Origin of the sequence: Kitasatospora sp. NPDC092948 (assembly GCF_044754805.1) — a bacterium.
GTDB lineage: Bacteria > Actinomycetota > Actinomycetes > Streptomycetales > Streptomycetaceae > Kitasatospora.
Map to the genome: position 1 here is coordinate 368,704 of NZ_JBIVPU010000004.1, position 22,315 is coordinate 391,018.

The 22,315-nt window shown below is 73.7% G+C and carries 23 protein-coding genes; 8 read left to right on the plus strand and 15 right to left on the minus strand.

Features of this window, described 5'->3' with window-relative positions:
• Positions 1 to 23: 23 nt before the first annotated feature.
• The 4 genes from ACIQF6_RS15320 to ACIQF6_RS15335 form a co-directional block, all read right to left on the minus strand.
• Positions 24 to 908: a carbohydrate ABC transporter permease gene (locus tag ACIQF6_RS15320; protein WP_400894575.1), complete on the minus strand. Its 885-nt coding sequence runs from the start codon at positions 906 to 908 to the stop codon at positions 24 to 26.
• Positions 905 to 1,816: a carbohydrate ABC transporter permease gene (locus tag ACIQF6_RS15325; RefSeq protein ID WP_400894577.1), complete on the minus strand. Its 912-nt coding sequence runs from the start codon at positions 1,814 to 1,816 to the stop codon at positions 905 to 907. The genes ACIQF6_RS15320 and ACIQF6_RS15325 overlap by 4 nt, the downstream gene beginning before the upstream one ends.
• A gap of 331 nt (positions 1,817 to 2,147) precedes the next feature.
• The gene (locus ACIQF6_RS15330; protein ID WP_400894579.1) at positions 2,148 to 2,783 is read right to left on the minus strand and encodes a response regulator; all 636 of its coding nucleotides are present in this window, start codon (positions 2,781 to 2,783) and stop codon (positions 2,148 to 2,150) included.
• Between the two features lie 129 nt (positions 2,784 to 2,912).
• Complete coding sequence (locus ACIQF6_RS15335) at positions 2,913 to 4,106, minus strand: sensor histidine kinase (protein ID WP_400894581.1); 1,194 nt, start codon at positions 4,104 to 4,106, stop codon at positions 2,913 to 2,915.
• Between the two features lie 235 nt (positions 4,107 to 4,341).
• On the opposite strand from ACIQF6_RS15335, the gene ACIQF6_RS15340 reads away from it, so the two are divergent.
• On the plus strand, positions 4,342 to 4,899 hold the full coding sequence (locus tag ACIQF6_RS15340; protein WP_400894583.1) for a heme-binding protein: 558 nt from the start codon (positions 4,342 to 4,344) through the stop codon (positions 4,897 to 4,899).
• Positions 4,900 to 5,031: 132 nt separating this feature from the next.
• On the opposite strand, the gene ACIQF6_RS15345 is transcribed toward ACIQF6_RS15340, so the two are convergent.
• The gene (locus ACIQF6_RS15345; protein ID WP_400894585.1) at positions 5,032 to 5,382 is read right to left on the minus strand and encodes a hypothetical protein; all 351 of its coding nucleotides are present in this window, start codon (positions 5,380 to 5,382) and stop codon (positions 5,032 to 5,034) included.
• A 310-nt stretch (positions 5,383 to 5,692) separates the two neighbouring features.
• Here ACIQF6_RS15345 and ACIQF6_RS15350 point away from each other — a divergent pair, with 310 nt between their 5' ends.
• Positions 5,693 to 7,438 (plus strand): SpoIIE family protein phosphatase, encoded by a 1,746-nt coding sequence (locus ACIQF6_RS15350; protein WP_400894587.1) that lies wholly within the window; start codon positions 5,693 to 5,695, stop codon positions 7,436 to 7,438.
• Positions 7,439 to 7,448: 10 nt separating this feature from the next.
• Here ACIQF6_RS15350 and ACIQF6_RS15355 read toward each other — a convergent pair whose 3' ends face one another.
• The 3 genes from ACIQF6_RS15355 to ACIQF6_RS15365 all read right to left on the minus strand — a co-directional run bounded on the left by ACIQF6_RS15355 (position 7,449) and on the right by ACIQF6_RS15365 (position 9,623).
• On the minus strand, positions 7,449 to 8,468 hold the full coding sequence (locus ACIQF6_RS15355) for a serine hydrolase domain-containing protein (RefSeq protein WP_400894589.1): 1,020 nt from the start codon (positions 8,466 to 8,468) through the stop codon (positions 7,449 to 7,451).
• Between the two features lie 85 nt (positions 8,469 to 8,553).
• Positions 8,554 to 8,952, minus strand: coding sequence for an ACT domain-containing protein (locus ACIQF6_RS15360; RefSeq protein ID WP_400894591.1), 399 nt, complete (start codon positions 8,950 to 8,952; stop codon positions 8,554 to 8,556).
• Positions 8,953 to 9,134: 182 nt separating this feature from the next.
• A complete protein-coding gene (locus tag ACIQF6_RS15365; RefSeq protein WP_400894593.1) occupies positions 9,135 to 9,623 on the minus strand; it encodes a DUF4265 domain-containing protein in 489 nt (162 codons plus the stop codon).
• A 177-nt stretch (positions 9,624 to 9,800) separates the two neighbouring features.
• Between ACIQF6_RS15365 and ACIQF6_RS15370 the strand changes: the two genes are divergently transcribed.
• Positions 9,801 to 10,466: a PadR family transcriptional regulator gene (locus ACIQF6_RS15370; RefSeq protein ID WP_400894595.1), complete on the plus strand. Its 666-nt coding sequence runs from the start codon at positions 9,801 to 9,803 to the stop codon at positions 10,464 to 10,466.
• Between the two features lie 19 nt (positions 10,467 to 10,485).
• Here the strand turns inward: ACIQF6_RS15370 and ACIQF6_RS15375 are convergent, their stop codons facing one another.
• On the minus strand, positions 10,486 to 10,707 hold the full coding sequence (locus ACIQF6_RS15375; RefSeq protein WP_400894597.1) for a hypothetical protein: 222 nt from the start codon (positions 10,705 to 10,707) through the stop codon (positions 10,486 to 10,488).
• Positions 10,708 to 11,109: 402 nt separating this feature from the next.
• Here ACIQF6_RS15375 and ACIQF6_RS15380 point away from each other — a divergent pair, with 402 nt between their 5' ends.
• Positions 11,110 to 11,805 carry a bifunctional DNA primase/polymerase gene (locus ACIQF6_RS15380; RefSeq protein ID WP_400894599.1) on the plus strand — a complete coding sequence of 232 codons (696 nt, stop codon included), beginning with the start codon at positions 11,110 to 11,112 and terminating at the stop codon, positions 11,803 to 11,805.
• Positions 11,806 to 11,885: 80 nt separating this feature from the next.
• Here the strand turns inward: ACIQF6_RS15380 and map are convergent, their stop codons facing one another.
• Complete coding sequence (gene map, locus ACIQF6_RS15385) at positions 11,886 to 12,731, minus strand: type I methionyl aminopeptidase (RefSeq protein ID WP_400894601.1); 846 nt, start codon at positions 12,729 to 12,731, stop codon at positions 11,886 to 11,888.
• A gap of 125 nt (positions 12,732 to 12,856) precedes the next feature.
• Between map and ACIQF6_RS15390 the strand changes: the two genes are divergently transcribed.
• Positions 12,857 to 13,081 (plus strand): hypothetical protein, encoded by a 225-nt coding sequence (locus ACIQF6_RS15390; RefSeq protein WP_400894603.1) that lies wholly within the window; start codon positions 12,857 to 12,859, stop codon positions 13,079 to 13,081.
• Positions 13,082 to 13,088: 7 nt separating this feature from the next.
• Here ACIQF6_RS15390 and ACIQF6_RS15395 read toward each other — a convergent pair whose 3' ends face one another.
• Both ACIQF6_RS15395 and ACIQF6_RS15400 read right to left on the minus strand, forming a co-directional pair.
• A complete protein-coding gene (locus ACIQF6_RS15395) occupies positions 13,089 to 14,399 on the minus strand; it encodes an MFS transporter (protein WP_400894605.1) in 1,311 nt (436 codons plus the stop codon).
• 95 nt (positions 14,400 to 14,494) lie between these two features.
• A complete protein-coding gene (locus tag ACIQF6_RS15400) occupies positions 14,495 to 15,073 on the minus strand; it encodes a hypothetical protein (protein ID WP_400894607.1) in 579 nt (192 codons plus the stop codon).
• 47 nt (positions 15,074 to 15,120) lie between these two features.
• On the opposite strand from ACIQF6_RS15400, the gene npdG reads away from it, so the two are divergent.
• Both npdG and ACIQF6_RS15410 read left to right on the plus strand, forming a co-directional pair.
• Positions 15,121 to 15,822, plus strand: a complete 702-nt coding sequence (gene npdG / locus ACIQF6_RS15405; protein WP_400894609.1) for an NADPH-dependent F420 reductase — start codon at positions 15,121 to 15,123, stop codon at positions 15,820 to 15,822.
• A gap of 119 nt (positions 15,823 to 15,941) precedes the next feature.
• Entirely contained in the window at positions 15,942 to 16,136 is a 195-nt protein-coding gene (locus tag ACIQF6_RS15410; RefSeq protein ID WP_400894611.1) for a hypothetical protein, read from the plus strand.
• Between the two features lie 25 nt (positions 16,137 to 16,161).
• On the opposite strand, the gene ACIQF6_RS15415 is transcribed toward ACIQF6_RS15410, so the two are convergent.
• Complete coding sequence (locus tag ACIQF6_RS15415) at positions 16,162 to 16,977, minus strand: site-2 protease family protein (RefSeq protein ID WP_400894613.1); 816 nt, start codon at positions 16,975 to 16,977, stop codon at positions 16,162 to 16,164.
• 151 nt (positions 16,978 to 17,128) lie between these two features.
• On the opposite strand from ACIQF6_RS15415, the gene ACIQF6_RS15420 reads away from it, so the two are divergent.
• Positions 17,129 to 20,443: an ATP-binding protein gene (locus ACIQF6_RS15420; RefSeq protein WP_400894615.1), complete on the plus strand. Its 3,315-nt coding sequence runs from the start codon at positions 17,129 to 17,131 to the stop codon at positions 20,441 to 20,443.
• A gap of 20 nt (positions 20,444 to 20,463) precedes the next feature.
• Here ACIQF6_RS15420 and ACIQF6_RS15425 read toward each other — a convergent pair whose 3' ends face one another.
• Complete coding sequence (locus ACIQF6_RS15425; protein WP_400894617.1) at positions 20,464 to 21,288, minus strand: ABC transporter permease; 825 nt, start codon at positions 21,286 to 21,288, stop codon at positions 20,464 to 20,466.
• A complete protein-coding gene (locus ACIQF6_RS15430; protein WP_400894619.1) occupies positions 21,285 to 22,265 on the minus strand; it encodes an ATP-binding cassette domain-containing protein in 981 nt (326 codons plus the stop codon). Before ACIQF6_RS15430 ends, ACIQF6_RS15425 begins: the two co-directional genes overlap by 4 nt.
• Between the last annotated feature and the right edge of the window lie 50 nt (positions 22,266 to 22,315).

Below are 22,315 nucleotides of genomic sequence, written 5' to 3' on the forward strand. Positions count from 1 at the left end.
GTGCAAAGGGAGTCGAACGTCCGTCAGCGGACCGCGCCCGCGGTCAGCCCGCGGACGATGAACCGCTGGCCGAACAGCACCAGGGCGAGCGTGGGCAGCAGCGACAGCACCACGCCGGCCATGATCAGGCCGGGGTCGGCGATCTCGGAGTCCCGCAGCGAGGTCAGACCGATCTGCAGGGTCTGCATGTCGGCGGTGCGGGTGATGATCAGCGGCCAGAAGTACTGGTTCCAGGAGGACAGGAACACGTAGATGGCGAGCGCCGCCAGGGCCGGCTTGTTCAGCGGCACCAGGATCCGCCACAGGAACCGCCAGTGGCCCGCCCCGTCGATCCGGGCGGCGTCCCGCAGCTCGCCCGGGAACTGACGGAACGACTGCCGCAGCATGAACGTCCCGAACCCGGACGCCAGGAACGGCAGCACCAGTCCGAAGTAGGTGTTCCCCAGCCCCCAGCCCGACAGCGTCAGGTAGTTGGGGATGATGATGGCCTCCCACGGCACCATCAGGGTGGCCAGGAACAGGCCGAACACGATGTTCCGCCCGCGCATCGGCAGAAACACGAAGGCGTACGCGGCGAGCACCGAGGTGAACAGCTGCGCCAGCGTGATCAGGCCCGCCACCAGCATCGAGTTGCCGTACTGGCGGAACAGCGGAATGGCGTGCACGGCGCCGGAGAAGTTCTCCCCGGTGACCGAGTGCGGCATCATCGCCGGCGGGTAGCTGGCGATCTCGTCCGGGCGCATGAAGGCGCCGGCGAAGACGTAGTAGACCGGGAAGACGACCGTCAGCACGGCCACGGCCAGCACCGCGTAGACCCCGGCCCGGCCCAGCGCGGAACGGAGGTGCAGCGCCCGGCGGGCGGGGCGGACGGGGTCGGCGACGGCGGGCGTCTTGGCGAGGGTGGTCATGCGTAGTGCACCTTCCGCTCCAGGACTCCGAACTGCACGGCGGTGCAGCACAGCACGACCAGCATCAGCACCACGGCCTGCGCACTGGCGGTGCCGAAGTCGCTGGAGCCGTAGGCGAACGCCTTCTCGTAGACGGAGTACACCAGGGTGCGGGTGGCGCCGTCCGGGCCGCCCTTGGTGAGGATGTGGATCTGACCGAAGCTCTGCAGCGCGTTCACGGTGGAGATCACCACCAGGAAGAACAGGCTGGGGCCGAGCATCGGCACGGTGATCGACCGGGCCAGCCGCAGGCCGGACGCGCCGTCCAGCCGGGCGGCCTCGAGGACCTCGCCCGGGATCGAGCCGATGCCCGCGGAGAGCACCAGCACGTTGTAGCCGAGGTTCATCCAGATCGTGGAGATCGCGATGGAGATCAGCGCGTACTGGCTGTCCGTCAGCCAGCCCACCGGGCCCAGGCCGATGTTCGACAGCAGCCCGTTGAGCACGCCGCTGGCGGGGTTGTAGAAGACCGAGAAGACCACCGAGGCGCTCGCCACCGAGAACGCGAACGGCAGCGCGAAGGCGGACCGCAGCAGCCGCACGCCGCGGATCCGACCCTCCATCAGCAGGACCAGCAGCAGCGCCCCGAGGACTCCGGGGACCACCGTGAACAGCACGAACAGCCCGGTGGTGACCAGGGTGCGGCCGAAGTCGGCGGAGGCGAGCAGGTCGGTGTAGTGCTTCATCCCGACGAACTTGGAGGGCGCGCCGAACAGGTCGTTGGCGTGTGCGCTCAGGTAGAAGGTGCGCCCCAGCGGATAGAGGATGAAGAGCGCGAAGACCACTACCGAGGGCAGCAGGAACGCCCAGGCGAGCCCGTGCTCGCCGAGACGGCGCCGCGGCTCGGGTGGGCTTGATGCGGTCGGCATGGTGCGCGTCCGCCTTTCATGACGTCGGTTCCGGCCAAACCGTTTCGTCCTCGGACGACGGATCGGCAAGGAGAGGGTGAGCAGAGGATTTCGCGCATGTTACGCGTTCGCGTCACATCTGCCGGTCCAGGTGCCGCCACACCCACTCCAGCCAGTTCTGCGTTCTCCGGGGCCGTCGTTCCGTCAGGACTACCGGCCGGTAGGAATACTGACTTCTGCTCACTGTGCGTGGCAAGGCTTCGGACGCGTCCGATTTGATCTTCAGTTGTCCGAGAGGTGGGCCGTCGTCCGATTTCGGTCAGCTGCCGTTCAGCGTTCGCCCAGCGTTCGGTCAGCGCAGCAGGCGGCGCTCCTTGGCGATCGCGACCGCGCCGGAGCGGGTGTCGACGCCGAGCTTGGCGTAGATCCGGCCGAGGTGGGTCTTGACGGTGGCCTCGCTGATGAACAGCGCCCGGGCGATCTCCCGGTTGCCCAGGCCCTGGCCGAGCTGGTCGAGGATGTCCTGTTCGCGGTCGGTGAGTTGGGGCAGGGGGGAGCGCATCCGGGCCATCACCCGGGACGCCACCGGCGGGGACAGCGCCGGCCGGCCGGCCGCCGCCGAGCGGATCGCGGCGAACAGCTCGGCCGGGCGCTCCGCCTTCAACAGGTAGCCCGTCGCACCCGCGTTGACGGCCCGGCTGATGTCGGCGTCGGTGTCGAAGGTGGTCAGCACCAGCACGTGGCTGTCGCCCGGACCCGCCAGGATCCGCCGGGTGGCCTCCACCCCGTCGATGCCGTCGCCCAGTTGAAGGTCCATCAGCACCACGTCGGGTTGCAGGCGGGCGGTCAGCGCCACCGCCTCCTCGCCGGTGCTGGCCTCGCCGACCACCTCGATCGCGCCGTCGCTGGAGAGCAGCGCCAGCAGCCCGGCCCGGACCATCGCGTGGTCGTCGCAGATCAGCAGCCTGACCTTGTCGTTGTCGTTCATGGACCCTCCGTGCGGTGCCGGGCGGTGCGGGTGGTGCGGTGGTGCGAGCGGGCGCGGTGCGGGTGGTGCGGTGGTGCGCGCCGGTGCGGTGCGGGTGGTGCGAGCGGGTGCGGCGCGGGCGGCGTGGTGTCAGCGGACCTCCGGTGGGCTCTCCAGCGGGACGGCCGCCGAGACCACGGTGCCCTCGCCCGGGGCCGACTCGACGGTGAGCGTGCCGCCCAGCTGCCGCAGCCGGGCCCGCATCGCCGGCAGCCCGTGCCCCCGCCCGCCGGCCGGGGCCGCCGGGCCGCCCGGGCCGCCGGACGGCGGGGTGAAGCCGCGGCCGTCGTCCGCGACGTCCAGCACCGCCTGGTCGCCCAGGTAGGACAGCGTGATCGAGGCCCGGCGGGCCCGGGCGTGCTCCCGGGTGTTGGCCAGCGCGCCCTGGGCGATCCGCAGCAGCGCGGACTGCGCGGCGGCCGGCATCGGCACCGGGCTGCCGTCCAGCTGGAAGCGGACCGGCAGGCCGCTCTCCGCCGCCTCCCGTTCGGCCAGCGCGGCCAGCGCGGCCTCCAGGGTGCCCTGATCGGCGAGGTCGGCCGGGGCGAGGTCGCGCACGAAGCGGCGGGCCTCGGCGAGGTTCCGGGCGGTGATCGCCGCGGCCGTCCGGACATGGCCGCGGGCGGCCGCCGCGTCCTGCTCCCAGGCGAGATCGGCGGCCTGCAGCAGCATCTGCTGGCTGGACAGGCCCTGGGCGAGCGTGTCGTGGATCTCGACGGACAGCCGCTCCCGCTCGGACAGCGCGCCCTGCCGGCGCTCCACCGCGGCCAGCTCCCGCCGGGCCCGGATCAGGTCGACGATCAGCTTCCGCTGCCGGGCGCCCTGCCGCTGCATGTACAGGAACACCGCGGTGGCCAGCGCGGCGACGGCCGGAGGCAGCAGAACCATCGTCGGATCGGCCCCCGGCAGCCTCAGCTGGGCCGCCGTCACCAGCGCGGTGAGCACCGTCACCAGCGGGATCGCCGTCCGGGGCGGGAAGGCCCGGAGCACCGTGTACACCAGCGGGACGGCGCACCAGGCGAAGCTGGGCGCCATCAGCACCAGCACCGCCCAGTTGGCCAGCACCGCCGCCAGCCAGGCGGGCCGCCGCTCGGAGAGGCCGGACAGGTGCCCCGCGGCGAGGGTGATGCTCAGCGCGATCACCCATGGGGCCAGCGGGCTGGCCAGATGGTGCGTGAGGTAGCGCGTCAGCGAGGTGCCGAGCAGCAGGACGAAGACCAGCCGCATGACGGCCGCCAGCCAGCCGGCGTCCGGGTCGGCCGCCCGGGACAGCGGGTAACGCATGGTGGCCGACCTCCCTTCGCATCTGTTCGGCGCCGGCCGGCGGTGCCGGCACTTGGATGGTGCCCGCGGATCGGGGGGCGCACATCAACCGATCGGCTGACACGGTTGTCGTCCATCTTGCTCCGCCCATCGAGCCGGTTCGCCGATCCGCGGCGGGGGTCCGGCCGCGAACCATGGAGAGCGAGCCGGAGCACTCCAGCAGTCCGGTGCCCAACCACCGATCCAGGAGCCGAAGATGAAGAAGCTGAGCACCCGTACCCGCGTTGTCACCGGTGCCGTCGCGGTGGCCGCGATCGGCGCGAGCGTGGTCGGCGCCGTCTCCGCCAACGCCGAGACGCCGAACGCGGCCCCCGCCACCGCCGCCTCGTCCGACGTCCAGAACAAGAACACCTACGAGACCCCGCACCTGACGGTCGAGGCCGCCACCAAGGCCGCCCAGGCCAGCCTGGACGCCGCGGCGAAGGAGGGCCAGAAGATCTCCGTCGCGGTCGTCGACCGGAACGGCAACGTGATCGTCGAGCTGCGCGGCGACGGCGCCGGCCCGCAGTCGTTCGAGTCGGCCGAGCGCAAGGCCTACACCGCGGTGTCCTGGAACGCCCCGACCTCCGAGCTGGTGAAGCGCCTGGCCCAGGCCCCGAACCTGAAGGACATCCCCGGCACGCTGTTCCTCGGCGGCGGCGCCCCGGTCCAGCTGAAGGGCGCCCCGATCGCGGCCGTCGGCGTGGCCGGCGCCCCCAGCGCCGACCAGGACGAGAAGTTCGCCCAGGCCGGTGTCGCCGCGCTGAGCAAGTGACGCCCGGCCGACGAACCGCCGGGGCCGGTGGCCCGCCCCCCGTGGGAGCAGGTCACCGGCCCCGGCCGGTGGGCCGCGCCGCGGCGCTCAAGGCTGCGCGCCGCGGCGGTTCGGCCGGCGCGGCACGGCGGTTCAGGCGTCGTGATAGGCGCACAGCGCCCAGATGACGAAGACGTCCAGCGCGATCACCACCAGTGACCACAGCGGGTAATAGGGGATGGCGAGGAAGGAGTCCAGCACGCTGATCGACACGATGACGACACCGACCATCCGGGCCCAGACCACGCCCCTGATCACGAAGATGCCGGTCAGTGCGACCAGCGCGCCGACCACCACGTGGATCCAGCCCCAGGAGGTCAGGTCGAACTTGAAGACGTACCGGGGAGTGGTCACGAAGATGTCGTCCCGCGCGACCGCCATGATCCCGCGGAACAGCTCCAGCAGGCCGCCCACCAGCATCAGCACACCGGCGAACAGCACCATCCCGGGCACCCAGGGGCTGTGCCCGGTGCCAGGTGAATTGCGTGGCCCGGACGGTGCCGGGGTGGGGCCGACGGACGAGCTCATGGGGCCTCCTTGGCCGAAGTGGACCTGTGTCGACCCTCGGCCCGACCACCCGCCGGGGCACACCGGACGACCCCGTTCGGGTGACTTCTCCGACGCCCGCGAACCCCTCGCGCACCCCCCGCGAACCCGCCTGCGGCGGCCCCGTCGCGTACCGGATCGCCCCCGTCCCGCGCCCTGTGTTTACTGGTCACAGTGCCCGGGCGCCCGGCGAGGAGGTGCCGCAGCCATGGCCGACACCCGCTGGAACGACCTGCCGCAGCCGCTCCGCCACGTGCTGGACGGCACGCCCGCAGGCGTCGTCGTCCTCGACACCCGGCTGCGCTTCCGCTACGTCAACCCGGCGCTGGCCGTGATGAACGGCGTCCCCGCCGAGGAGCACCTCGGCCGCACCGCCGGCGAGCTGCTGCCCGGCCTCGACACCCGCGAGGACCTGCTGCGCGCCGTGCTCGCCGACGGCCGCCCCCGCGAGATCATCTCCAGCGGCCACACCCGGGCCGGCTCCCCGCAGCACCTGCGCCACTGGCACGGCGCCTACCACCGGCTGGAGGAGGACGGGCGGCCGATCGGGCTGGTCGGCATCCTGCTGGAGGTCACCGCCGCCCACCGGCAGCAGCACGAACTCGAACAGGCCCGGGCCCGGCTCGCCCTGCTCGACCAGGCCGCCACCCGGATCGGCACCACCCTCGACGTGGACACCACCTGCGGCGAACTCGCCGCCTTCCTGATCGACAACCTCGCCGACGCCGCCACCGTCGAACTGCTCCCGCACCCCGACAGCCGGCACGCCCGCACGCTTCCCGACGGCGGCACCCGGCTGCTGCGCGCCGCGATCGCCGCCAAGCCCGACCTGCTGGAGCAGGTCCGCCAGGTCGGCGAACGCGGCGAGTACGTCGACTACCGGCCCGGCTCCGCCGTGCCGCGCTGCCTGGCCGAGGGCCGCCCGGTGATCGAGAACCTGCTGCCCGAGGCCGACCTGCGCCGCACCGCCCCCAACCCGGAGCGGATCGCCGACCTCCGGGCGCTGCGGATCCACTCGGGCCTGGTGGTGCCGCTCACCGCCCGCGGCCACCGGATCGGCACCGTCACCCTGCTGCGCGCCGACCCGTCCCCGGGCTTCGACGAGGACGACGCGGTCGCCGCCCAGGACCTCGCGGTGCGCGCCGCCATCAACCTCGACAACGCCCGGCGCTACAGCCGCGAACACGCCGTCGCCGTCGACCTGCAGCGCGCCATGCTCGCCGAACCCGGCAGCCCGCACCCCGACCTCACGGTCGCCTTCCGCTACCGTCCGGCCGGCACCAGCGCCCTGATCGGCGGCGACTGGTACGAGACGGTGGCGCTGCCCGACGGCCGCACCGTGCTGGCGATCGGCGACGTGATGGGCCACGGCATCGAGGCCGCCGCCCACATGAGCCACTACCAGGCGATGCTGCGCGCGATGGCGCTGCTGGAGCCGAGCGCCGACCGCCTGCTGGTGCGGATGGACGGCCTGGCCGGCGACGTGCACGACTACCGCCCGTCCACCTGCCTGGTGGTGTACGCCGAACCCGCCCGCGGCCGCTACTGCTTCGCCAGCGCCGCCAACCTGCCGCCCGCCGTGGTCCGCCCGAACGGCGAGGTGACGCTGCTGCCGGTGGAGCCCGGCCCGCCGCTCGGCACCGGGCAGAACGGCTACGTCCCGAGCATCGCGGTGCTGCCGCCGGACCACACCCTGCTGCTGTACACCGACGGCCTGGTGGAGCGCCGCGACGAGGACATCGACCGCTCGCTGGAGCGGCTCACCGCCCGCCGGCTGCCCGCCGGCGCCAGTCCGGACCGGCTGCTGGACGCGGTGCTGGCCGGCGCCCCGGATCCGGCCGAGGACGACATCGCGCTGCTCGCCGCCGCGCCCGCCCGTCCGAGCCCGGGCCGGCTCCGCCACCGGGAGGTGCTGACGGTGCTGGCCGGCGGGCAGTGGAAGCCGCTGCGCTGAGGGCGGCTCCTCACGGGGCGAGCGCGCGCAGCGCGAGGGTGCGCAGGTCGGACAGCCGGGCCCGGTCCCAGCCGTGGTAGACGGCGTTGGTGCAGAGCACCACGTAGCGGCCGGTGGCCGGGGCCAGGAACAGGCTGGTGCCGGTGAAGCCGTGGTGGTAGGCGACCGAGCCGTCGGCGGTGACCAGCCAGGCGAGGCCGCGGTGCAGGCCGGGTTCCACGGCGGCGCAGGGGCGGCGGCTCTCGGCGAACCAGTCGGCCAGCGGGCTCGCCCCGGTCAGCAGGTGCTCGGCGTAGGCGGCGAGGTCGTCGGTGCAGGAGAACACCCCGGCGTGGCCGGCCACCCCGCCGAGCAGGGCGGCGCTCGGGTCGTGCGGGGCGCCCCAGGTGCGGGGGGCGTCGCGCAGCCGCTGCTCGGTCGGGGCGAGCTGCGGGTGGCGGGGCAGCGGGCCGTAGGCGGTGCGGGTCAGGCCGAGCTCGTGCCAGAGCTCCTCGGCGAGCAGGTGCAGGGGGCGGCCGAGCAGGGCGGGCAGCAGCAGGCCGAGCAGGATGAAGCCGCGGTCGATGTAGCGGTGCCGACTGCCGGGCGGGCTGACCAGCGGCTCCGCGCACAGGTGCTCGATCAGCGGGCGGCCGGTGTGCTCGTAGCGGGCCAGTCCGGTCTTCGGGTACAGGCCGGAGGTGTGGGTGAGCAGCTGTCGGACGGTCAGGTCGCCGCCGGGGGAGGGCAGTTCCGGCAGCGCCGCGCGCAGCGGGGCGTCGAGGTCGAGCAGGCCGGTGCGGACGGCGGCGCCGACCAGCGGCCAGGTGGCGAGGACCTTGGTGAGCGAGGCGAGGTCGTAGCGGGTGTGCGGGCCGGGCCGGGCGTCGCCGCACTCGGGGGCGACCAGGCCGTGGCCGACGGTGGTCCGGCCGACGCCGGCCTGTCCGACGGTCAGGACGCCGCCGGGGTACAGCCCGCCGTCCACGCCCTCGGCGAGGGTGCGGCCGAGGGCGGCGGCGGTGTCGGAGGTCCAAGCGGAGTTCTGCACGGCGTGCCTCTCGTCCCGGCCGGTGTGGCGTCCGTTCGGATTCTCGCCCGCGCCGGACGCCGGAAACCCGGGAGCCGGCGGCTCGTCAGGTGTGCCGTGCGGCCAGCGCGTCGAGGGCGGCCAGGGCGCGGTCGGCGTCGTCGGCGGGGACGAACAGGTGGTCGTGGTGGAAGCCCGCCACCACGTTGCAGCTGATGCCGTGTTCGGCGAGTGCGGTGGCGACGGCGGCGGTGAGGCCGACCGCGTCCAGCGCGGAGTGCACCCGCAGGGTGATCCAGGCGGCGGTGAAGGCGTGCGGCAGGTCGAGCGAGTCGGCCTCCTCCTCCAGGACCACGAAGGTGACGCCCTCGGGTTCGGCCACCGTGACGATCGGCCGCAGCCCGGCGGGGACCCGGCCGGGCAGTGTGCAGTACACGTAGCGGCCCGGGTTGAGGACGGGGCTCAATCCGGAGAGCAGCTGTCGAAGATCGCGTTCGCCTGCCATGGCCGTCACGGTAGTGGCTGCGCGCGGCGCGGCGGGGGCGCTGCGGGGGTGTGTCGGCGTCACTCGTGTGTGGCGTCACCCGCAGCCGAGGGGGCCGCGGCGCCGGCGGAAGGGCTTGCCGTCCCGGATTCGACCACCGGTCGGTTGTCCTGCGGCGGTGAGGCGAATCGCCGGCTCCGGGGTCAGGCGTTCCACCACTCGTCGGTGGCGCAGCCGACCTCGTAGTGCCACCAGCCCTCGTCCTGCCCCTGGCTCAGCAGTGCCTTGATCCCGGCGAAGTCCGCGTCGGCGGGGACGGTGAAGGCCACCATGGGGAAGTCCGCGCTCATGACCTCACCGCCGAGGTGGAAGACGGCCAGGCGTTGATGCACCGCCTGGGGGCTGCGGCCCAGCGGCCCCGAGGGGACGGGGACGACGCGAACCGTGCAGTTGCCGGCCGAACTGACCCGCCCGACTGCCCAGTGCAGCCCGTCCGCGTCGGTCCGGAACCGTACGACGTCCCCCTCGGCCACGCCGTCCTGCAGGAACGGGACGTTCTCGATCACGGCCGTGTCGGCATCGAGTCCTGTTGCCCAGAGGCCCTCGGTGTCCTGCGGGAACCAGCCCTCGCGCGGGACGAACCGGAACCAGACCTTGATCTTCTCGACCGTGCTCTCCATGGCGGCCATCATGCGCGGATCGCCGCCGGCGCCCGGCGTCGGGGTCCGAGCCGGGTGATCGACCCTCGCCGAGGCGGGCGGCGGGGTATCGGAAAGGGGTTGCCGAACGACAGTTACCGATATATCGTCGAGTTATCGAGATGCTTCGACGATCGGAGCGTCCGACAACCATGGGAAGCAGGTGTCGTCATGCGGTACGACAAGCGTTATGGCGGAGAGAACCGCCGCCGCCGGGCCGAAGGGCCGGGGCGTGCGGACGGGCCCGGGGCGGGCGAGGAGTTCGAGGCGCGGGCGGCGTTCGGGCCGTTCGGGGCGGCGGGGCGGCCGATGCCGCCGTTCGGGCCCGGGTTCGGGCCGCGCGGGCGGGGCTTCGGTGGGCACGGGGCGCGCGGGCACGGCGGCCGGCGCGGCGGGCGGGCCCGGCGCGGCGATGTGCGGGCCTCGCTGCTCGCGCTGCTGCGGGAGCGTCCGATGCACGGCTACGAGATGATCACCGAGATCGGCGAGCGCACCGGCGGCGCTTGGCGGCCCAGCCCGGGCTCGGTGTACCCGACGCTCCAACTGCTGGAGGAAGAAGGCCTGATCAGGGCCAACGAGGAGTCCGGCAAGAAGCTGTTCGAACTGACCGAGCAGGGCAGGGCCGAGGCCGAGCAGGGCCCCGAGTCGCCGTGGGAGGAGGCCGGCCGGCGGGACGACTGGGAGGCCGTGCAGGAGGTCGGCGCCGCGCTCGCGGCGGTGGACCACGCGGTGCGCCAGGTCATGATGACGGGCACCGAGGAGCAGCGGGCCAAGGGCCTGGCGGTGCTGGCGGAGACGAAGAAGAAGCTGTACCTGATCCTGGCCGAGGAGGCCTGAGGGCCGAGCGGCGAGGGCGTCAGCCGCTGGCGGCGTCGTCGTACTCGTAGCGCCAGCGGAAGCGGCCCTTGGCGTTGTACTCCTTGGCGCGCCGGTACACCAGCGTGATCGCCGGGGTGTCGCCGTGCGCGGGGACGGGCACCCGGTAGACCTTCGGCACGGAGTGCAGCGGCCCCAGCAGGATCGGCAGGACCCGGCCGTCCAGCGGGCCCCCGAGGAATTCGGTGTCGGCGCTCTTCACCGGTCCAGGGTAGGCGTGCGGCGGGATGTCCGGTGCGGGCGGGTGTGTCCGTCGCGCCGTGGCACGGTGTGACGCGGACAGCATCGTCGACGGTCATGGGAAGGGCCCGGAGACCCTTATCCTGCTACGTACGCCCCCGGGGGTTGCCCCGGGTCCGCGGGCCCGTACGGGCCGGGACGGGCGCGCCGAGGTGCGCCCGCCCGCCGAGCGAGACTCTCGAACTCCGTACCTGCCCCGGACGTCGGCCGGCCGGAGAACCCGGCCCCGGTCGACGGCAGACGCCCCCGCACGTCGTGCACCGGTTCGGGAAGCAGCGAGCGGCTCCGTGCGTTGGCGTCGTGTGTTGCGTCGGTGGCCGTGCCGAACCAGGTGCGGCAGCTCAGCGGGTGCGGAAGGGGCCAGATGGAAGCCAGCAGCAGGTGGACGTCCTGGTGGCGGCGGGACCGGAAGGACGATCCGGACGCCGGGGAGGACGCGGCTGCGAAGCTGGATCTGCTGCTGGGCGCGGTCCGCGCGGGGTTCCCGGTGGCGCCGGCGGCGCACCCGGAGGGGTACCGGTGTTCGTGCGACCGGGTCGGCTGTCCGGCTCCGGCCCAGCATCCGGTGTCCTTCGCCTGGCAGTCCCAGGCCACCGTCGACGCCGAGCAGTTGGCGCACTGGCTGACGCGGGACCCGGAGGCGAACTTCGTCACCGCGACGGGCCGCGCGCACGACGTGCTGGACGTGCCGGCCGAGGCCGGGGTGCTGGCGCTGCGGCGGCTGGACGCGCTCGGCGTGGGCGGTCCGGTGGCGGCGGTCGGCGGCGACCGGTACCTGTTCTTCACCGCCACCCGCGGCACCCCGCAGGACGAGGACGAGTGGTGGCCCAGCGCGCTGGACGCCACGCCCGAGACGGTCTCCGAGCACCCGGGGCTGCGCTGGCACTGCCGCGGCTCGTACACCCTGGTCCCGCCGGCCGCGCTGACCGACGGTTCCCGGGTGCGCTGGCTGCGCGGCCCCGACCAGCCGCTGCCGGACCCGCTGCGGGTGCTGGACGTGCTGACCGACGCGTGCACCGAGGTCGGTGCGGTCGCCGAGGAGCAGTGGCTGATCGGCTGAGCCGCCCGCAGGCCCGGCCCCCGCGCAGGAACGATTAAGCGGCCCGCCACCCTCCGGGGTGACGGGCCGCTTCCGGCTGCTCAGGGAAGGGTGAGGATCTCCGCGCCGTCCGCGGTGACCACCAGGGTGTGCTCGAACTGGGCGGTGCGCTTGCGGTCCTTGGTGACCACCGTCCAGCCGTCCGGCCAGATCTCGTAGTCGTAGGTGCCCAGGGTGAGCATCGGCTCGATGGTGAAGGTCATGCCCGGCTTGATCACCTCGGTGGCCCGCTCGCTGTCGTAGTGCGGGACGATCAGCCCGGAGTGGAACGAGGTGTTGATGCCGTGGCCGGTGAAGTCGCGGACCACCCCGTAGCCGAACCGCTTGGCGTAGGACTCGATGACCCGCCCGATCACGTTGATCTGCCGCCCCGGCTTGACCGCCCTGATCGCCCGGTCGAGGGATTCCCGGGTGCGCTCCACCAGCAGCCGGGACTCCTCGTCCACGTCGCCGCACAGGTAGGTGGCGTTCAGGTCGCCGTGCACCCCGTGGATGTACGCGGTGGCGTCGATGTTGACGATGTCGCCGTCCTGCAGCACGGTCGAGTCCGGGATGCCGTGGCAGATCACCTCGTTGATCGAGGTGCAGACCGACTTCGGGAAGCCCCGGTAGCCGAGGTCGGACGGGTACGCGCCGTGGTCGCACATGTACTCGTGCGCGACGGCGTCGAGCGCGTCGGTGGTGACACCGGGGGCGATCAGCTTCGCGGCCTCCGCCATCGCCTGCGCCGCGATCCGGCCGGCGATCCGCATCTTCTCGACGGTCTCCGCGGTCTGCACCTCGGGGCCGGTGTACGGGGTCGGCGCGGGCTTGCCGACGTACTCCGGACGCGCGATGTGCGCGGGGACCTTGCGGGTGGGGGACTGCGTGCCGGGTACCAGAGCCATGACCGCGAGTGTATCGGCCGCCGCCCGCCCGCCCCGGGCCGTGTGTGCGACCGGGCCGCCGGGAATGATTCAGTGCCGACAACCGCGGCCGCCGCCGCGGGAACCGCAGGACGGGAGACGAGACGATGGTGTTCGGCCGCAGCAAGCCCACCGGCAAGCCGGGGGAGTGGTTCTACTGCATCAAGCACGGCAAGGTCGAGGAGGGCCCGGAGTGCCCGGCCAAGGACCGGCTCGGCCCGTACGCCACCCGCGAGGAGGCCGGCCGCGCCCTGGAGACCGCCGCCGAGCGCAACCAGGAGTGGAAGCAGGACCCGCGCTGGAACGACGAGGAGCCGGGCACCGAGGGCTGACGGCGGCTCAGGCCGCGCCCTGCGGTGCGGCCTGAGCCTGCTGCTGCTCGTGCTGGGCGCGCACCGCCAGGGCGTGCGGGTCGGTGCGGGCGTCCCAGGCCAGCAGCTTCGGGACGGACGCCGTCAGCGCCAGGACGCCCAGCACGCACATCACGCCGCCCGTCCAGACCGAGGCCCGCACCCCGACCAGCGCGGCCATGCCGCCGGCCCGCACCTGGCCGAGCTGGGGGCCGACCGAGTACGACAGCACCTCCACCCCGGCGAGGCGGCCGCGCAGTTCGTCCGGGATGGACTGGTTCCAGATCGTCGACCGGGCCACCCCGCTGATGTCGTCGGCCGCGCCCGCCAGCGCCAGGCAGAGCAGCACCAGCCAGATGTTCCCGACCAGGCCGGCCAGCGCCATCGACGCGCCCCAGCCGAGCGCCGCGAACAGCAGCATCCGGCCGTGCCGGTGGACCCGCGACATCCACCCGCTGGTCGCCGACACCACCAGCGCGCCGGCCGCCATCGCCGAGTACAGCAGGCCCAGCGCCCACTCCGCGTGCAGCGAGGAGGCCAGGAACGGGAACACCGCGACCGGGAAGGCGAACAGCATCGCCACCGTGTCGATCGCGTAGGTGCCCAGCAGGTCCTTGCGGCTCCACGCGTAGCTCAGGCCCTGCCCGATGCTGCGCAGCGACGGGCGGTCGGCGCTCTCGGCGGGCGGCACCGGGCGCATCCGGACGATCAGCAGCAGCGACACCAGGAAGGTCACCAGGTCCAGCGCGTAGGCGACGCGCGCCCCGGCGAGCGTGACGACCACCCCGGCCAGCGGCGGGCCGGCCACCGAAGCGACGTTGCGGTACAGCGAGTTGAGGGCGAACGCGGCGGGCAGCTGATCGTGCCCGACCACCCGCGGGATCATCGAGTCCAGCGCCGGGCGCTGCATGCCGTCCAGCGCGGCCGTCAGCGCCGCCACCACGTAGATCGGCCACAGCAGCGGGTGCGGCAGCAGCGCGTTGGTCAGCATCAGCGCGGCCAGCAGCGCCAGGCCCGCCTCGGTGAGCAGCACCAGGCGGCGGCGGTCGAGGGCGTCCGCCAGCGCGCCGCCCCACAGGCCGAACACCACCAGCGGCACCAGTTCGAACGCGCCGACCAGGCCCACCGCGAGGGTCGAGTCGGTCAGCTGCTTGATCTGGATCGGCACCGCGACGTACGTGAGGAAACTGCCGAAGCCGGTGACGCAGCCCGACGTCCAGAGCAGCCGGAAATCCCGGGAGGCGCGCCAGGGCGTCAGATCCGGGGCGAGCTTGCGGAAGAAAGGGGCAGCAGCTGTCACATGGTCAGATGCTGCGGGAAGCGGACGGGCCGGGGCAACAGGTTTTCCGACGGCCCGTCATCAGGTCGCCGTCGGCGTGCCGTCGGCGCCGCACGTCACCAGCGCGCCACCGGCGAGACGGTGAGCCGCTCCGCGAGCCGGGCCAGGCGGGAGCGCGGCGGCACCGTCGAGGTGGCCGAGCTGACCAGGTGCTGCACCAGTTCGAACGGCTCGGGTTCGACGTCCGGGACGATCAGCCGCTCGTGCGCCAGCGCCGTCAGTTCGGGGTCGCCGTCGTCCAGGGTGAGCAGCACCGCGCCGGCCCGGCGGGCGCCGTCCAGCCGCTCCAGCAGCGGCGCGTCGGCGGGCGCGGGGGCGACCAGCAGCACCGTCGCGCCGTTTCGCGCCTCTTCGAGCCGGGGCAGCCCGACCGCGAGGTGGCTCGGCGCGCCCGCCGGGACGGTGTGCCGCAGCAGGGTCGGGACGAGCTCCGGCACCCCGCTGTACGCGGCCTCGTCGCCGAGGTGCGCGGCCAGGTGCCACGGCTCGTAGTCGGGGGTGCCGACCAGCAGCAGGCCGGTGGCACTGCGCCGGGTGACCGAGCCGCGCAGCGCGGAGGCGAAGGCGCCCGCCCGTTCGGGCCAACCGGTGCCGGCCAGTGCCTGCCGGAGTGCGGAAACTCTCACCGCGTCCATGCGCGACAGCATGATGCCCGGGCGGGCCGTTTGGCAGGATCTTCCGTATGACGCAACCCGATTCAGTGAACGCGACGGCCGGACCCGGCCGTCAGCTGCCGGACGTTTCCGACCTCGTGGTGGGAGTCCTCGGCGGCACCGGCGACCAGGGCCGCGGCCTCGCCTACCGGCTCGCCAAGGCCGGCCAGCAGGTGATCGTCGGCTCCCGCAGCGCCGAGCGCGCCGAGGACTGCGCCGAGCAGCTGGGCCTCGGCATCCGCGGCGCCGACAACGCGCGGTGCGCCCGGGAGAGCGACGTGGTGATCGTCGCGGTGCCGTGGGACGGCCACGCCGAGACGCTGACCTCGCTGCGCGCCGAACTCGCCGGGAAGATCGTGGTGGACTGCGTCAACCCGCTGGGCTTCGACAAGCAGGGCGCCTACGCGCTCCAGGTCCCGGAGGGCTCGGCCGCCCAGCAGGCCGCCGCGCTGCTGCCGGAGTCCACCGTCACCGCGGCCTTCCACCACCTGTCGGCGGTGCTGCTGCAGGACGAGGCGGTCGAGTCGATCGACACCGACGTGATGGTGCTCGGCGAGGACCGCGCCGCCACCGACACCGTGCAGGCGCTGGCCGGCCGGATCCCCGGCATGCGCGGCGTCTTCGCCGGGCGGCTGCGCAACGCCCACCAGGTGGAGGCGCTGGTGGCGAACCTGATCTCGGTCAACCGGCGCTACAAGGCGCACGCGGGCCTGCGGATCACCGACGTGTGAGCCGGGCGCGCCGCGGTGTGACCGACGCCGCGGCGCGCACCCGCCACCCCCGGCCGGTGCGGGCTGTTCGGTCGGCGAGAATGGCGGAGCCACACCGCGTCCGCCCGAGGAGTCCCGCCATGCCCCGCAACGCCCTGTACGCCACGATCGTCCTGGTCCTGGCGGTGACCGCCGCAGTGGTCTCGTTCGTCGAGGGCAACTGGCTCGGCGTGGTGTGGGTGCTGATGGCCGGCGTGGCCAGCAACATCGCCTGGTACTACCTGCGCAAGGACCGCGCCGCGCGCGCCGGGGCCGAGCAGCCGCAGGCCCGGTAGGCGCCGCGGCGGTGGCCCGGTCGGCTCAGTAGGTCTTCCAGAAGCTGAACAGGATGCGGCCGACCGACGCGTAGTACGACTCCACGCCGAACAGGTCGAAGATCCTCATCACCAGGTCGTACAGCCACTGGCCGACCTGGCTCTGCCACACCAGCGCGAACAGCAGCAGCATGCCGTACGGCGCGTACGGGGCGATCGCCCGCCGGGTCTTGAGCGACAGCCAGGGTTCGACGATGCCGTAGCCGTCCAGGCCGGGGATCGGCAGCAGGTTCAGGATCGCGGCGGTGACCTGCAGGTAGGCGAGGAAGCCGAGGGCGAACGGCAGCGGGGAGATCGGCAGTTCCTGGCCGTCGTAGTGGGTCGGCACGTTCGGGTCGTCGAACCAGCCCTGGCCGACCGCCAGCAGCAGCACGATGCCGAACGCCACGTTCACCAGCGGGCCGGCCGCCGAGATCAGGCTGTGCTTGAGCCGGCCGGCGATCCGGTCCCGCTCGATGTACACCGCGCCGCCGGGCAGGCCGATGCCGCCCATCAGCACGAACACCACCGGCAGCACGAAGCTCAGCAGCACGTGCCCGTACTTCAGCGGGTTCAGCGTCAGGTAGCCCTTGGTGCCGACCGTGATGTCGCCGCCCGCCAGCGCGGTGCGCGCGTGCGCGTACTCGTGCAGACAGAGCGACACCATCCAGCCCGCCACCACGAACAGGAAGATCCCGAACCGGTCGTTGCCCCAGCCGGTGGCCAGCGCGACGCCGGCGGCGAGGAAGGTGCCGGCCAGCGCCAGGAAGATCGGGCTGACCCGGCTCTCCGCGCTGCGCTGGCCGGTGCTGGCGTAGGTCATGGTGAGAAGGCTCCGGAGGTGTGGGCGGGACGTCCGATGATGCATGGAGACGGGCGCGCCGGACAAGCGGCCCAGGGTGAACGGACGGCGGCAGCCGGGCGTTCCGCGCATGCGTGCACCCGGCGTCCGCCGCGTCGCGCAGAATGGGCGGGTGCAGTACGGCATCCTCGGCACCACCACCGCCCATCACGACGACGGCACCCCGATCGCCCTCGGCGGCGCCCGGCTGCGTGCCCTGCTGGCCGCGCTGGCGCTGCGGCAGGGCCGGCCGGTCCCGGCCGAACTGCTCGCCGACGAGGTGTGGGCGGACGAGCCGCCGCAGGACAGCGCCGCCGCGCTGCAGACCCTGGTCGGCCGGCTGCGCCGCACCGTCGGCCGGGCCGAGGTCGGCTCCGGACCGGCCGGCTACTGGCTGACCGGCCCGCACACCGACGTCGCCGAGTTCCGGCGGCTGGCCTCCGACGGCGCCCGCGCCCTCGCCGACGGCGACCCGGCCGCCGCCGCCGACCGGCTCACCGCCGCCCTCGCGCTGTGGCGCGGCCCCGCCCTCGCCGACCTGCCCGACCGCACCGCGCCCGCCGCCCGGCTGGAGGCGCAGCGCGCGGAGGTCCGCCGGCACCGGCTGACCGCGCAGCTCGCCCTGGGCCGGGCCGCCGAGGTCACCGCGGAACTCGCCGAGCTCTGCCGCGACCACCCGCTCGACGAACAGCTCCAGGCCCTGCAACTGCGCGCCCTGCGCGCAGCCGGCCGCACCGCCGAGGCGCTCGCCCGCTTCGAGGAGATCCGCCGGACCCTCGCGGACCGACTCGGCACCGACCCGGGCCCCGAACTGCGCGCCCTGCACCACGAGTTGCTCACCGCGGCGCCTGCCGCGCCGCCCGCTCCGGTGGCCGCCCCCGCCGCCCCCGCGGCCGGGAACCTGCGCCCCGGCCGTACCAGCTTCGTCGGCCGCGAGGGCGAACTCTCCACCGTGGCCCACGCGTTGACGGCCGGTCGGCTGACCACCCTGACCGGCCCCGGCGGCTCCGGCAAGACCAGGCTCTCCGTCGAGGCCGGCCACCGCGAACGGGACGCCGCCCGCTGGCCCGGCGGCATCTGGCAGGTCGAACTCGCCCCGCTGGAGGACCCGGCGGCCGTCCCCGACGCCGTCGCCTCCGCGCTCGGCCTGCGGGAGACCGTGCTGCACACCGGCGGCGCCGTCGCCGAGGCCATCGAGGGCGGCCGCAAGGACCCGGTCTCCCGGCTGGTCGACCACCTCGGCCGCCGCCGCGCCCTGCTGCTGCTCGACAACTGCGAGCACGTCGTCCAGGCCGCCGCCGACCTCGCCGACCGGCTGCTCGCCGACTGCCCCGGCGTCACCGTCCTCGCCACCAGCCGCGAACCGCTCGGCGTCCCCGGCGAGACCGTGCTGCCGGTCGAACCGCTGCCCGCCCCGTCCGCGCTGCGCCTGCTCGCCGAACGCGGCGCCGCCGCCCGCCCGGGCTTCAGCACCGACGAGGACCCGGAGGCCTGCGCCGAGCTCTGCCGCCGCCTGGACGGCCTGCCGCTGGCCATCGAACTGGCCGCCGCCCGGCTGCGCGGACTGACCCCGCGTCAACTCGCCGACCGCCTGGACTCCCGGTTCGCGCTGCTCACCGCCGGCTCCCGCACCCTGCTGCCCCGCCAGCAGACGCTGCGCGCCGTCGTCGACTGGTCCTGGGACCTGCTCGGCCCGCGCGAACGCGCCGTGCTGCGGCGGCTGTCGGTGTTCGCCGGCGGCTGCACCCTGGAGTCCGCCGAGGCCGTGGTCGCGGACGCCGAGGTGCCCCGGGCGGAGGTCGCCGACCTGCTGCTGTCGCTGGTCGACAAGTCCCTGCTGGTGGCCGGGCTCGGCGAACAGCCCCGCTACTGGATGCTGGAGACCATCCACGAGTACGCCGTCGAGCGGCTCGCCGAGGCCGCCGAACCCGAGGTCGCCGACCGCCACATCCGGCACTACCGGGAACTCGCCCGGGCCGCCGCGCTCCGGCTGCGCGGCCACGGCCAGCTCGACGAACTCGCCCGGCTGGACCGCGAACAGGAGAACGTCCGGCTCGCGCTGCGCCGCGCCGTCGACGCCGCCGACGAGCAGGAGGCCCTGGTGCTGGCGCTGTCGATGGCCGGCTACTGGGCGCTGCGCGACTACCGGGAGGAGGCCCGCGGCTGGTTCCGGGCGGTCTGCGCGCTCGGCCCCGACCCGTTCGCCGACGACGCCGTGCCGCCGGTCCCGCTCACCGCCGGCCCGCTCGACCAGCCGCCGCCGCTGCCGCCCGACCTGCTCCAGGAAGGCCGCCGCCACCTGGGGCTGCACCGGCTGATCAGCGGATTCACCGGCGACCTGGGGATGCTCGACGACACCGCCGCGCTCCACACCGCCCGCCGGATCCTGGACACCTACACCCCCGACCTGCCGCAGGCCTACCGGGTTCCGGTGCTCAGCCGGGTGTTCGCCGTCTTCCTCACCGGCGAGATGGACCGCACCCGCGAGGTGCTGGACGACGCGGTGGCCGGCGCCCGCCGCCACGGCGCCCCCGGCGACCTGGCCTTCGCCCTGCAACTGCGCGCCCGGCTGCTCAACGACCTGGCCGGGGGCCTGAGCCAGGCGATCGCCGACAGCGAGGAGGCGCTCGCCCTGTTCACCGCGCAGGGCGACCTGTGGGGCAGCTCCGACGCGCTGTCCGCGAAGGCCGAGAACGCCACCAAGTCCGGCGATGCCGACCAGGCCGAACGGGCCTTCCGGCAGGCCATCGAACTGTCCACCCGGCTCGGCGCCCGCCAGGAGCTGCCGCTGCTGCGGGCCCGGCTCGGCGAGGTGATCGCCGAGTACGACCCGGAGGCCGGCGAGCGGATGGTCCGCGAGGCCGTCGCCGAGGCCGCCGTGGACGTCCGCGACGCCGAGGCCGCCCGGATGTACGGCCGGCTGGTGCTGTGCAACCTGTGCGTCCGGCGCGGTGAGTACGCCGAGGCGCTCGCCGTGCTCGACGAGCTGCCCGTCGAGGCGCCGCCCCGCGGCGCGCTGCCCTGGGTGTTCGCCGGCATCGTCGCCTGCATCCGGGGCTGGGTGGTGGCCCGCTCCGGCGACCCGCGCGCCGGGCTCGCGCTGGTCCGCGGCGGCCGCCGTTCGATGGCCGAGGTGGAGGGCCGGGCGACCGTCTTCGTCGAGCACATGGCGATGATGTTGATGATTCCGATCGCCTCCGTGCTTTCCGAACTCTCCCGGCACGAAGGCGAGTTGGCGGCCGCCCGGCGCGGCGCCGAACTGCTCGGCGCACACGACGGACTCAGCGGGGTCTCCGGCTCCTTCATGGAGCGCGCCGAGCGCGCCCGCTGCGAGGCCGTCCTGCGTGAACTGCTCGGCGAATCCGACTACCTGACGGCGCACCGGCAGGGCGAGCGTCTCACGCTGCGTGAGGCGTCCGCCCTGCTGAACGAGCTCGGGGCGTACTGAGTCCCCCGTCCGCCGGCCGTTCAGGTGCGCTTGCGGAAGCGGGCCACCGCCAGCGGCGCCGTCACCGCGGTGATCGCCGCCGCCCAGATCAGCACCGTCACCACCGAGTTGCCCACCGGCTGGTCGTTGATCAGGGCGCGGCAGGCGTCGGCCAGCGCCGACAGCGGGTTGTGCTTGGTGAACGCCTGCAACCAGCCCGGCATGGTGCTGGGGTTGGCGAAGATCGAACTGCCGAACTGCAGCGGCATCATGACCAGCATCGACATGCCCTGTACCGCCTGGGCGCTGCGCAGCGACATGCCCAGCAGCATCGACACCCACATCAGCGAGGCGCCGAACACCAGCGACAGGCCGACCGCGGCCAGCAGGTTCAGTGGGCCGCCCTTGATGTCCATGCCGAGGATCATCGAGAAGCCGATCAGCACCGCGAAGGCGACCATCGCCCGCAGCGTCTCCGCGATCATCTTCGACAGCAGCACCGCCGAGCGGGCGATCGGCAGGGTGCGGAAGCGGTCCATCACACCGGTCTGGAAGTCGGTGTTCAGGCCGGTGCCCAGCGCCATCGCCAGGTTCAGGCCGGTGGTGCCGAGCAGGCCGGGCACCATGTACTGCATGTATTCGTGCTGGTTGGAGGCCATCGCGCCGCCGAACACGTAGACGAACAGCAGGATCATGATGATCGGCACCAGCAGCGCGTCCAGCATGGACTCCGGGTCGGCCTTGATCCGCATCAGGTTGCGGCGGGTCAACGCGCCCAGGTGGCGCAGGCCCGCGCGCAGGCCGATCCGGGTGTCGTCGGCGGGCCGCGCGGGCGCGGAGGTCGGGGTCAGGGTGGCGGTGCTCATGCGACGGGCTCCTTGTCACGGGCCGGGGCGGGGACGGACGGCTTGCCGGTGATGGACAGGAAGACCTCGTCCAGGCTGGGCAGCTTGGTGTCGATGCCGGCGATCCCGAACCCGCGGGTGCCCAGCACGCCGATCACGGTGGTCAGTCGCTCCTCGTCGGCGAGGTGCACCGAGAGCAGGCCGGACTCCTCGGAGAAGGTCGCCGGTATGCCCGCCTCCTGCAGGCAGCGGGCCATCTCCGGCAGCTCCGCCGGGCGCAGCGGACGCACCTGCAGGCTCTGCCCGCCGACCTGGGTCTTCAGCTCGTTGATGCCGCCGTTGGCGATCACCCGGCCCTTGTCGATCACGGTCAGCGCGTCGGCGAGCTGCTCCGCCTCCTCCATGTACTGGGTGGTCAGCAGCACCGTCGCCCCCTCGCCGACCATCCGCTGCACCTCGTCCCACACCTCGTTGCGGGTCCGCGGGTCCAGTCCGGTGGTGGGCTCGTCCAGGTACAGCACCTTCGGGCGGCCGATCATCGACGCCGCGAGGTCCAGGCGCCGCCGCATGCCGCCCGAATAGCCCTTGGCCGGGCGCTTGGCGGCCTCGGTCAGCGAGAACCGCTCCAGCAGTTCGGCGGCGCGGGCCTTGGCGTCCTTGGCGGACAGGTCCAGCAGGCGCCCGATCAGGTACAGGTTCTCGTAGCCGGACAGCAGCTCGTCCACCGACGCGTACTGGCCGGTCAGGCCGATCGTCCGGCGCAACTGCTTGGGCTGGCGCAGCACGTCGTACCCGCCGACGAACGCCGTGCCCGCGTCCGGCCTGATCAGCGTCGACAGCACCCGCACCAGCGTGGTCTTCCCGGCCCCGTTCGGCCCGAGCAGCCCGAGCACCGTCCCCTCACGCACCGTCAGATCGACCCCGTCCAGGGCCTTCGTCTCCCCGTAGTGCTTCACAATGCCGTGGACCTCCACGGCGTTCCCCGCGATTCGTGTCATGGGAACACCGTGCCGGGGGCGGCTGTCACGGCGCTGTCAGCCGACTGTCA